The following is an 11,116-nucleotide window of genomic DNA, read 5'->3' as shown; positions in this document are numbered from 1 at the left end:
TGTAGACTTGCAAAATAAAAAAGAATTTATGATTTAAGTATATTAAACAAACACTCGAAGCTATAATCTCTTGTGATCCTTTTGAAATATATGTATAATTAAATTATTATTCTAAAATGAGGTGTTCATAATGAACTTTAATAGTGTAAAAGGAAGTAATAGAGGAAAAGTGAGATTATACGCTCTTAGTACTTGTGGATGGTGTAAAAAAACTAAAAGATTACTGGATGAATTAGGTATTGCTTACGATTACATTTATGTTGATCTTGAAAGTGAAGAAAATCAAATTATATTAGATAGAGATTTAGAAAAATATGATGTAGATATTATTTATCCTACCATAGTGATTGACGATAATCGCATTATCAAAGGGTTTGATTCAAATGCTATTAGAGGTGAGTTTGAGTGATACAAGATAAGTCAATAGAAATATTAATTACAGAACTTAAATCAGACGCAACAAAATCTGGATATAATATAAACTCTGATGAGGAGTTAGTTTATGATTTAGCGGGTGGACTCTTAGTAAATAGAGAACGCTATGGATATCAGTTTTGTCCTTGCAAACTATCTGAAGGCAGTGTTGAAAAAGATATGGATCTAATCTGCCCTTGTGACTATAGGGATATGGATTTAGACGAATATGGAACATGTTACTGTGGGCTATATGTTTCCGCAAAGGTCTTACAAAGTAAATCCCAAGTCAAGCCTATACCTGATAGAAGAAAAAAATCAAAAGATAATAAAGTAATAAAGATATCTGGCTTAAAGTCTTCTTACCCTATATGGAGATGTAAAGTATGTGGATACTTATGTGCTAGAAATACGCCACCAGAAAAATGTCCCATATGTAAGACTCAAAGGGAAAGATTTGAAGAATTTAATTAGACCTTAATAAATTTTCGAAAGAAAAGAATTATAAATTCACTGATCATAAATTGGAATTATACGGACACTGAAAGAATTGTATAATAGAGTAATAAAAATAACCACTATAATGTGAAGGGGCAAACTTAAGCTTGCCCTTTCTTTTACAATATTTAGATAGACTTTCTACTACTTTCACCTGAGGAGCCATCTTGCTTATTTCTTTGTGCCTTATGCTCTAAAATCTCCGATCATTAGTGCGGACCCACAGAAATTCCCTAGGCGACACTACTAGGACATACTATTATTTTCAAACCTTTGTCTTTCCATTTCTATCATTCTTTTTACCATTTGACCACCAATAGGACCACCTTCATGTCCATTTTGTTTTGCAGATAAATCTCCTTTGTAATGATCATTATTTTCTTTGCAAAATTCTAGATGTCCTATTTCAGCAGCACATTCTAATTTAAATTTAGTTAGTGCTTGTCTTGCTTCTGGAACTAATGGTTTTTTGGGTTTTGACATTTATTTTCACCTTCTTTATAATTCATTAAGATAATTATCTCATTTCTTATTATTCCAAATAAAATAAATTAAATTTTATAAAAAATTTGTCATTTATTTTAAAAATAAGTATAATCATAGTATAACTTCATTACTTATCCACAAGTTACACAATAATATCTTTTTTATATTCACATGCTTACACAGTATGTAACTACATGGTTTTATGGATTCAACATCTCAATATTACAATATCCTACAAAACTACCCACAACTTATCCACATTATACTTTAAATTATTCACATATAAAAAATCAGACACATAATTATTTCACATCCTGTTGACATTTGGTTAATAGAGTATTAAACTAAGATATATTATACAAAAAATAATTTAATAGCCTTTATACTAGGGGGGCTGGCTTTACCAGCTGAGATTGAGATATATGTCTTTGACCCTTAAACTTGATCTGGATCATTCCAGCGTAAGGAAGTATTTTTTCAAACACTGATTAAACATATATCCTTAAGATATATGTTTTTTTGCGTAAATAACGAGCCAAGCGAAAAGACTTTTTCGCTTATCAGTTCTTATGCCATAATAAAGCAAATAGCTTGCTAATTTGCTTTATTATGGCATAAGAACAAATGGAAACTTCGTTTTCATTTGGCGAGTGTCTGCGAACCTGGCACCGTATTTGGGTTCCAGGGTGTACGTCTTATAATACTTACATAAGGAGAAATTTTAATGAATACAAAAAAACTAACACTATCATCACTACTTATTGCCATAGGTACACTCGCTTCTCATATTATATTTTTTCCAGTTGGTGTAGCTAAATGTTTTCCTATTCAACATACTATAAATGTACTATCAGCAGTAATGCTTGGACCGGGATATGCCTTAGCAAATGCTATTATTATTTCTCTTTTACGAAATTTGTTGGGAGTAGGTTCCCTATTAGCATTTCCTGGTAGCATGATAGGCGCATTATTAGCTGGATTACTCTATAGGAAGTATACTAAAAGCAGCTTTGCTATCGCTGGAGAAGTATTTGGTACAGGAATATTAGGTGGACTTTTAGCCTTTCCTATATCTAAATTTGTTTTAGGTCAAGAAGTTATTGCCTTTACTTTTGTTATACCTTTTTTAATTAGTAGTATTGGAGGATGCTTTATAGCTTATCTTTTAATAAAATCTATGAAACTAGAAGACTACTCAAAGCATTTTATAAAAAAATAAGAAACGTGTTCTACTTAACTATAGGAGTGGTTTAATATGAAAATGAAAACAGCTTTAACTATTGCAGGTTCTGATAGTAGTGGAGGGGCGGGCATACAAGCTGACCTGAAAACTTTTAGTGCTCACGGTGTATTTGGTATGAGTGTAATAACTGCTATTACTGCGCAAAATACACAAGGAGTCTTTGGAGTACAAGATATTGATCCAAGTATGATTACAAAACAAATAGAGGCTATTTTTGAAGATATTTTTGTAGATAGCGTTAAAATAGGTATGGTTTCTAAAATCGAGACTATTGAATCGGTATATAAGTCTTTGTCCTACTATAAACCAAAAATAGTTGTTCTCGATCCTGTAATGGTTTCAAAAAGTGGTTATCATCTATTACAAGAAGAGTCTGTAAATTATTTAATTAAGTATCTTTTACCTTTAGCTTCAATTGTCACTCCAAATATTCCTGAAGCCGAAATAATCCTTGGAACTAATATATGTACAGTTAAAGATATGGAATCAGCAGCAATAAACATACACAAAATGGGGGCTAAAAATGTTCTTATAAAGGGAGGACATCTTAAAGGTGATTCAATTGATATTCTATATGATGGTGATATATTTACTTATCTACATCAAGACCGAATTGATACTAAAAATACTCATGGTACCGGATGTACACTATCGTCTGCTATTGCTTCAAATTTAGCTAGAGGGTGCTCTATGAAAGATGCAGTAAAAGAAGCAAAAGTGTATATTACTATAGCCATAAAACATTCCATAGAACTTGGAAAAGGTGTAGGTCCAACACATCATTTTTATCAACTATATAAGAATGGCTTAACATCTTATCCATTTGAGTATTAATTCAATTGTAGTATGTAATGGTTTTGATACTAATCATTTAAAGAAAGGTGGAGAAAAATTGGACTATAGTACACAAATAGCTGAATCATTAACAAAAATCAAAACTTCCAAGCCTATTGTTCATCATATTACTAATTATGTAACTATGAACGACTGTGCTAATATCACTTTGGCAATTGGAGCTTCACCAATCATGGCATTTGACAAAAATGAAGTTGAAGAAGTTGTTTCTTTCTCTTCTTCTTTAGTCTTAAATATTGGTACTATTAATCAAAGTATTATAGAACCTATGATAATTGCAGGTAAAAAAGCGAATAGTCTAAATATTCCTGTAATACTAGACCCTGTTGGTGTTGGTGCTACTAAGTTTAGGTATTCTTGTGTAGAACAACTGATAAATAGTATACAGTTTTCCATAATCAAAGGAAATATGTCAGAAATCAAAAGCATTTCTGGTATCAAAACATCTTCAAAAGGTATTGATAGTGATACTAACAATGATGGTGCAGAGGACATTCTTATTAACTTAGCTTTAAAATTAAAGTGTATTGTATGTGCTACTGGAAAAGTCGATCTTATAACAGATGGCAACTTGATTTATGCCTGTAATAATGGACATTATAATTTATCACGCATAACTGGTACTGGATGTATGACAGCATCATTAATAGGAGCTTTTGCAGCAGTATCTAAAGACAGTCTAGTATCAACTCTTGGAGGTATTTCATCTATGGGTATTGCTGGGCAAGTATCCTATAGATCATTAGCATTAAATGAAGGCATCGGATCATTCAAAGTAAAGTTGTTTGATAATATCTTTAACCTTACTGAGGAAATAATAAAAAAGGAAGTAAAAATTTATGAACTATAACTTATATTTAATTACCGATAAAAAATCTCTTGGTGATAAAGACTTAATAAATACTATAGAATTAGCGATAAAAGGTGGAGTCACTATGATTCAGCTAAGAGAAAAATCAATTTCTACAAAAGATTATATTCAACTGGCACTAAAGGTAAAAAAAGTTACAGATTATTACGATATACCCCTAATTATTAACGACAGAGTAGATGTTGCCATGGCAGTATGCGCTAAAGGTGTTCACCTAGGCTTAGATGACATGCCCATTCCATTAGCGAGAAAAATTTTAGACCCAGATATGGTAATAGGTGCTTCTGCATGCAGTGTTGAGGAAGCAAGAAGTTTTGAACAACAAGGCGCCGATTATTTAGGTGTAGGTGCTGTATTTCCTACCTTCACTAAAAGCAATACTGATCAGGTTACTATATCAAATTTAGAACTAATCTGCCAAAGTATAGAAATCCCTGTAGTTGCTATAGGAGGGATACACAACGAAAATGTTGATCAATTACAAATGACTGGAATATCAGGTATAGCAGTAGCCTCTGGGATACTGAGTAAAAAAGATATTGTAAGTGCTGCTAGAATACTTTCAAATTCTTTTCCCACTCTATAACTATCAGGGTTCCCTATTTAAAAACTTTCCTTTTACTAGAAGATAAAATATCTAATTCTTCTCGATATTTTGCTACAGTTCGTCTAGCTATCTTTATACCTTTTTCCTTCAATGTTTGAGATATCATTTCGTCTGATATTGGTTGAGATTTATCTTCATTATCAATTATATTTTTTATTTGATTTTTCACTGAGCTGGACGTTATAGAATCATCACAAGATAATTTAAATCCTCCAGTGAATAAATCTTTTATCTTTACGGTAGCATGGGGTGTAGATATATATTTATCTTTAATTGCCCTACTTATTGTGGACTCATTTAAATTAAGGCAATCTGCTATACTGCTTATAACCATAGGTTTTAAATATCGTGGACCGTAATAAAAATAATCTTCTTGCTTTTCTACAATAATTTTTAAGATTTTGGTTATAGTACTATCCCTTTGTTCAATACCTTTAATAAAATTTTCAGCACTATACAATTTAGATTTTATAAAATCTATTACTTCTGTATCCGTTTCATCCTTTAGGATATCTTTATATAGTCTATTTATTGTTAACCTGGGTAATACTTTATCATTTTTTATAATTAACAATTCATTTTGCACTTTTCTTATGTAGGCTTCCGGTATAATATAATTCTCTACATCTCCAGTATAAAACCCTCTAGAAGGTTTTGGCTCTAATGTCTTAATATAGTCAAAGTAATCTTGTGCTTGTCCTGAACTTATATTTAACAAATTTGCTATTTGTTTTATTTGATTATTTGCTATTGCTTCTAGTTTACTATCGACAATATAATATAAATTTTCATCATCTATACCATTCTTTATTAATTGTAGTTTTAAACATTCTTTTAAGTCTCTTGCCGCAACTCCATTAGGCTCAAATTGTTGAACTAATTGTAATGCATATATAATTTTAGATGATGAAATATTTAAATCCTTTATAATATCTTCAATGGTACAGCTTAAATAACCTCGACTATCGATATTTTCAATTATATAATTGCAAATATTTAATATTTCTGGAGTCTCTACTAAATCAACTAATTGATCCTTAAGATACTCTTTAAGTGTTTGTTTTTGAATAATAAGATTCAATGGATCCATTGTATTATCAGATGTATAACTGCTATTTTGTAACTGGAATTTTTCTTGATCAATGGCTTTTCTTGCATCTATTATTTCCTTTGTCCAACTACTAACATCAGGTGTATCCTGTACATCCGTATTGTATTCAAGTAAAGGGTTTTCCTCTAATTGCTTTGCAATATCCTTCTGTAAGTCTATTATTGACATTTGTAAAATGTTTAATGAATTCTGCATTTGAGCAGTCAAAATTAACTTTTGCTGCTGAACTAATCCTTGGGACATATTTAAATCCATAACATTACCTCATCTACAAATTATTATAATATCTTTATTATATAACATGATAAGGTAATAAAACAGTGTTAACTAATAGCAATTCTATAATTATTCGTTATAATATATTTATTGATTTTTTTTATAATTTAATCTTCTATAGTAACCCATATCTTCAAATACTAATTCGGGGTATACTGCATATTTTTTTGATAATCCTATTATAATAGATGATGTGGCAAAGAATATTAAACCACCTTGAGGTGTCATCATAACAAAGTCTACTACTCCGTGACCAATTACTAATGCTTGAATAGAAGCTAAAAGTGGAAGTGATTTTATTCCTTGTCGGTATAGCATTATAAATGATTTAAATATATATAATTTAATCCATAGATATAAACCAAAACCTACAATACCAAACATGGCAAGCATACTTATCCATATATTATGTGAGTGAGTTTTTTGTATATTATCGAGTATACCAAACATACCAAAACCTGTTAATGGTTTTTGTAAAAACAGATTTATAGATTGTAACCAAATATCATCCCTACTATTTAGAGAGTGATTAATCTCTGGTGATAGTAATGCTAGCATTAGTACAATTCCAAAAGTACATATAAGTAATACTCTACTTTTTTTATTTTTCATAAAAATAGCATACACTAATATTGCAAACTCTAAGCCTAAGGTCGCCCCTCTTGACCCAGTTGAAATTAGAGCAAGTATAAATACTACTATACTTATTAAACGTGTAATCCTATTTTTGTCTGTAGACTGTTCAAACAAGTAGAAGCTTAATAAAACCATGGCCGCAAACCATGCGCCAGCGACATTAGGATTACCAAAAGTGCTATAAATCCTATAATTTTCTATTGATGGAATATAAGGTCCTTTATAAAACAAATCAGATATCCATGTCATATCATAAAATAGAGAAGCTATTTTCTCAACTATTCCTAAGACACCTGCTATAAGAGAATACTTCCATACTTTCAATAAAAAAACTTCTACTTTACTTTCACTTGATAGTATATGTTGTAAATATATATTCAAGCTTAAAAACATTAATATTCCAAAAGATCCCAAGGTAGAATATGTTGATTTATTTATCAATCCAGAATAGAATGACCAAAAAAACAACAATATCATTCCAAGGTTAAATGGATTCAAAATAATCGGAATTTTTCTCTTGTATATAATGTATGAAGTCACTATAGAAGGAATGACAGCCAAGTAAGGCGTTCCAATAGTAGCTAGTATACCAATATCTAACATAAGTTAATCACCTAATTTTCCCAATTAATAAATTGCAATTTATCACTATAATAACACAGTAGCTCCCATTAGTTATAGACATCTTGTAAATTTATAGTTACAATTTACTTTATAAAATGATCTTTACTCTTATCAATATAGTGTATAGATTCAATTCTCGCTTGGTCAAATTTATCAAATAATTTTAAGGCTTCTTTCAAATTACAATATACTTTCCAATAACTATTTAACAAATAATTTTTACCATTATTTCTAGTGAATCCTTCCACATCCATTGGCGGTATACCTAAAAATACGCCTATTTCATGAGGAAATTTCTTATTAAAGTTAGCCTTTAATTTTTCTAACTGATATTTAAACTCTATATTGTATCCATACTGACTTAGATAGAAATTGTTTTCGTCTTGAAGCAAATGATTACTCAGTACTTTAGGATTAAAGAACAATATGGTATGACTATGAGTATCCTCTCTTAGCGAAAGATACCTCAAATTTAGATAATCACATATTAACTCTTTCTTTTGCAACCATAATTCTAACATATTAAATTTTGTACTTATGGTAATAAGATTAGATGGTTTAATATATTTAATTGTTGGAGCAGCGCCAAATAAAATCATTGCTATAAGATAATTTAATCCATTCAACTTACTAAGCTTACTTAAATACTCTATTTTTACATCTTTATTCATAATAAAAACCTCCATACTTTATTATTACCTACGGAAAGTTTTTATTGACTGCTTAAATTTGGAATTATTATTGGTAAAAAATAAAGTACATATCTAATAAGTATCTACAGAATAATAATCCTATGAAAAACACAGTTTTACACAAGTATGCTATTTATGGTTTATTAGGAATATGTCTGGAAATTTTTTGGACTGGTTTTTGTTCACTATTAGCTTCAGACATTACAATGGCTGGTTACTCAAGTATTTGGATGTTCTTTATATACGGGTTAGCAGTTTTCTTAGAACCTGTTCATAATGAAATACGAGAACATAATATTATAGTTAGAGGCTCAATTTACATGGTAATAATTTTTGCTATTGAATTTATTACTGGATTTATTCTCAACTTAATCTTAGGTGCATGTCCATGGAATTATACAGGCCAAGGCTCCGTCTACGGTCTCATTACCTTGTATTTTATACCAGTATGGTTTTTCACAGGATTGCTATTTGAAAAAGCACATGACTTTCTAGATTTAGTTATTTTTGATAGTCGCAATTAATATAACAATTTATTGAAGTAAAAATCATCCTCCTCCTACAGGTGGAAATAGTGACAATGTATCTCCATCGTTTAACAGTTGTGCTATAGTGCCGTCTCTACCATTTACTAATAATATTGCAATTTCGTCAACCTCTATTTTAACTATATCTAAGACTTCCTTAACTGTACTACCTCGTTCAACTTCAATATTCACTATTTTTTCTCTGCCTCTTCTAAATGTTGCAAAAAATTTTACTGTAATGTTCATCTTATATCACCTCTCAATTAAACCGTAGAAGCACACTTCTCAGAGTCCAATATTTACGCAGACTCAAAATGTCTACAGCATTCCTTTGACTCAATATCTTTATTATAATTATAGCAAAATAAGGGTAATCAAACCCTTATTTTGCTATATTAAATATCAACTTTGATAGTTCTAACTATGTTTCTCTTATCTAGAGATAAATACTATACTTTAGTAGAATCTAGCTTCGAATCTATACCTAATTCTTCTAATTTTGTACTTGTAGGTATCCCTAGTTGATCCCAACCTCTAGCTATATAATACTCTGGTAGTAATATATCTAATCTAGTAACCCATCCTTTTGATGGTCCTTCAGGAATTTCGTCTTTTAACAATCTCTTAGGAAGAGTGTCTTGAGAAGAATCTATCCCCGCGTTTAGGTTAAATATTTTTTCAATATTCCAAATTCTTTCTCCTGCTTGAACAAAATCATTTCCAGTTATTTCAGTGCCACATACAGCATTATATAAATCTGCATAATCATCTGCTCCCATTGCAAAAGAAGTAAATAAACACAATCCTACAGAATCTATACCTGCAGTAAAATCTTGAAATAATTTTGCCCACTCTGATTTGCCTTCAAGTGAAAATCTATCGAGTTTCTCTGGTAATCCTAATATTTCTGGAGAAATCATGTAACCTCTCACATGACACCCACCTCTGTTTGATGTTGCGTAACTAATACCTTGACCTTGTATCCCTCTTGGATCATAAGCAGGTAATTCTTGCTTTTTAACAGTCATTGAAAGTTCTGGTGCACCGAACATCTCGCAAAGTCGATATGACCCCTCTGCCATCTTAGCTCCTAGTCCCTGTGCAAGTCCAATTCTCTTTGTCCATTCAACTACAGCTTCAGCATTGCCCCATATCAACTCTGGACCATCACCTAAATCCTCTTTTTTAATATAACCTCTTTGGTATAGTTCCATTGCTGCTGCAATAGTTGCTCCTACTGATATAGTATCTATTCCAAGTTCATTACACCAGTTGTTGGCCTTTATAATCTCACCTAAATCAGAAACGCCACAATCTGATCCAAAACTCCATAATGTTTCATACTCAGGACCTGCAACTTCAACACCGTCCATATCACATACTCTTCCACATGCTATTGGACATCGAAAACATGCTTCTTTTTTTGTTAGGAATTTTTCTGCCATAGTCTCACCGCTAATATCATCAGCTTTTTCAAATAAACTTGTTTGAAAGTTATTTGTAGGTAATGCACCGTTTTCATTGAGTATATTTACTAGTACTGCTGTTCCATAAGCTGGCAACCCTTGACCAGTTACACCATTCTCTTTTATTTGACTCAAACAACGTGAAAATACCTCTTTTAATTTTTCTGGATTTGCTATTTCTACTTTATGACTTCCTCTTACAACAATAGCTTTAAGGTTTTTTGACCCCATTACAGCTCCAACACCAGAACGCCCTGCTGCTCTGCTTTTTTCGTTCATAATAGAAGCCATTTTAGATAGTTTTTCTCCACCAGGCCCTATAGTTGATACTCTTACCTTTGAACCATGTATTCTTTCAAGTTCTGTAGTTGTCTCTGAAACTACTTTTCCCCAAAGACTAGATGCATCTTTTATTTCAACCTTTTCATCTTCAATATTTATGTATACCGGTTTATCAGCTTTACCCTCTAAGATAATCGCATCATATCCTGCAAATTTCAGCTCCGCTCCCCAATATCCACCTGAATTCGAACTAGCTACGGTACCAGTTAAAGGTGATTTTGTAACTACCATGTACCTTCCACCTGTAGGTGTAGCTGTACCTGTTAAAGGTCCTGTAACAAAAATAAGCTTATTCTCAGGACTTAGTGGATCTATATTCGCGTCAATTTCATCCATTAATATTTTAGAACCGAGACCTCTTCCACCTATAAATTTTTGAGCTTGTACTAAATCTAATGGTTCAGTTTTAACTGATTGAGTAGTTAAATTGATTCTAAGTATTTTTCCATTATAACCTTGCATAGTTAA

General features: G+C 31.1%; 13 protein-coding genes and 1 riboswitch. Of the genes, 7 read left to right on the top strand and 6 right to left on the bottom strand.

Translation table 11 applies throughout. The annotated features are described in order from the left end of the window. The first annotated feature begins 130 nt into the window (after positions 1 to 130). Together GC105_RS12870 and GC105_RS12865 are read left to right on the top strand one after the other, a co-directional pair. The gene (locus GC105_RS12870) at positions 131 to 409 is read left to right on the top strand and encodes a glutaredoxin family protein (RefSeq protein WP_152805436.1); all 279 of its coding nucleotides are present in this window, start codon (positions 131 to 133) and stop codon (positions 407 to 409) included. Beyond that, positions 406 to 888 (top strand): ferredoxin-thioredoxin reductase catalytic domain-containing protein, encoded by a 483-nt coding sequence (locus GC105_RS12865; RefSeq protein WP_207706981.1) that lies wholly within the window; start codon positions 406 to 408, stop codon positions 886 to 888. Before GC105_RS12870 ends, GC105_RS12865 begins: the two co-directional genes overlap by 4 nt. 270 nt (positions 889 to 1,158) lie before the next feature. On the opposite strand, the gene GC105_RS12860 is transcribed toward GC105_RS12865, so the two are convergent. Then, positions 1,159 to 1,395 carry an alpha/beta-type small acid-soluble spore protein gene (locus GC105_RS12860; protein ID WP_152805433.1) on the bottom strand — a complete coding sequence of 79 codons (237 nt, stop codon included), beginning with the start codon at positions 1,393 to 1,395 and terminating at the stop codon, positions 1,159 to 1,161. A 380-nt stretch (positions 1,396 to 1,775) separates the two neighbouring features. Continuing rightward, positions 1,776 to 1,883, top strand: a riboswitch (TPP riboswitch). A 239-nt stretch (positions 1,884 to 2,122) separates the two neighbouring features. Between GC105_RS12860 and thiW the strand changes: the two genes are divergently transcribed. From thiW to thiE, 4 genes are read left to right on the top strand one after another with little or no spacing between them, the layout of a single operon-like run. After that, entirely contained in the window at positions 2,123 to 2,617 is a 495-nt protein-coding gene (gene thiW, locus GC105_RS12855; protein WP_152805430.1) for an energy coupling factor transporter S component ThiW, read from the top strand. A 42-nt stretch (positions 2,618 to 2,659) separates the two neighbouring features. After that, complete coding sequence (gene thiD, locus GC105_RS12850; RefSeq protein WP_152805448.1) at positions 2,660 to 3,475, top strand: bifunctional hydroxymethylpyrimidine kinase/phosphomethylpyrimidine kinase; 816 nt, start codon at positions 2,660 to 2,662, stop codon at positions 3,473 to 3,475. Beyond that, positions 3,465 to 4,346, top strand: a complete 882-nt coding sequence (gene thiM, locus GC105_RS12845; protein ID WP_425481533.1) for a hydroxyethylthiazole kinase — start codon at positions 3,465 to 3,467, stop codon at positions 4,344 to 4,346. The genes thiD and thiM overlap by 11 nt, the downstream gene beginning before the upstream one ends. After that, complete coding sequence (gene thiE, locus GC105_RS12840) at positions 4,336 to 4,953, top strand: thiamine phosphate synthase (protein WP_152805424.1); 618 nt, start codon at positions 4,336 to 4,338, stop codon at positions 4,951 to 4,953. The genes thiM and thiE overlap by 11 nt, the downstream gene beginning before the upstream one ends. A 13-nt stretch (positions 4,954 to 4,966) precedes the next feature. On the opposite strand, the gene rpoN is transcribed toward thiE, so the two are convergent. The 3 genes from rpoN to GC105_RS12825 form a co-directional block, all read right to left on the bottom strand. Further along, the gene (rpoN, locus tag GC105_RS12835; RefSeq protein WP_152805421.1) at positions 4,967 to 6,340 is read right to left on the bottom strand and encodes an RNA polymerase factor sigma-54; all 1,374 of its coding nucleotides are present in this window, start codon (positions 6,338 to 6,340) and stop codon (positions 4,967 to 4,969) included. Between the two features lie 108 nt (positions 6,341 to 6,448). Further along, complete coding sequence (locus GC105_RS12830) at positions 6,449 to 7,600, bottom strand: O-antigen ligase family protein (protein ID WP_152805419.1); 1,152 nt, start codon at positions 7,598 to 7,600, stop codon at positions 6,449 to 6,451. 104 nt (positions 7,601 to 7,704) lie between these two features. Next, positions 7,705 to 8,292: a DUF3793 family protein gene (locus GC105_RS12825; RefSeq protein ID WP_193708415.1), complete on the bottom strand. Its 588-nt coding sequence runs from the start codon at positions 8,290 to 8,292 to the stop codon at positions 7,705 to 7,707. A gap of 122 nt (positions 8,293 to 8,414) precedes the next feature. Here GC105_RS12825 and GC105_RS12820 point away from each other — a divergent pair, with 122 nt between their 5' ends. After that, positions 8,415 to 8,837, top strand: a complete 423-nt coding sequence (locus GC105_RS12820; protein ID WP_152805413.1) for a putative ABC transporter permease — start codon at positions 8,415 to 8,417, stop codon at positions 8,835 to 8,837. Positions 8,838 to 8,861: 24 nt separating this feature from the next. Here the strand turns inward: GC105_RS12820 and GC105_RS12815 are convergent, their stop codons facing one another. Beyond that, a complete protein-coding gene (locus GC105_RS12815) occupies positions 8,862 to 9,086 on the bottom strand; it encodes a MoaD/ThiS family protein (RefSeq protein WP_152805410.1) in 225 nt (74 codons plus the stop codon). A gap of 203 nt (positions 9,087 to 9,289) precedes the next feature. After that, positions 9,290 to 11,110, bottom strand: a complete 1,821-nt coding sequence (locus tag GC105_RS12810) for an aldehyde ferredoxin oxidoreductase family protein (RefSeq protein ID WP_152805407.1) — start codon at positions 11,108 to 11,110, stop codon at positions 9,290 to 9,292. Positions 11,111 to 11,116: the final 6 nt, after the last annotated feature.

It is taken from the genome of Alkalibaculum sporogenes (assembly GCF_009362815.1).
In the GTDB taxonomy this organism is placed as follows: domain Bacteria; phylum Bacillota; class Clostridia; order Eubacteriales; family Alkalibacteraceae; genus Alkalibaculum_A; species Alkalibaculum_A sporogenes.
The sequence above is the reverse complement of the archived record's forward strand: the minus strand, read 5'-3'. Positions and strand labels throughout refer to the sequence as shown.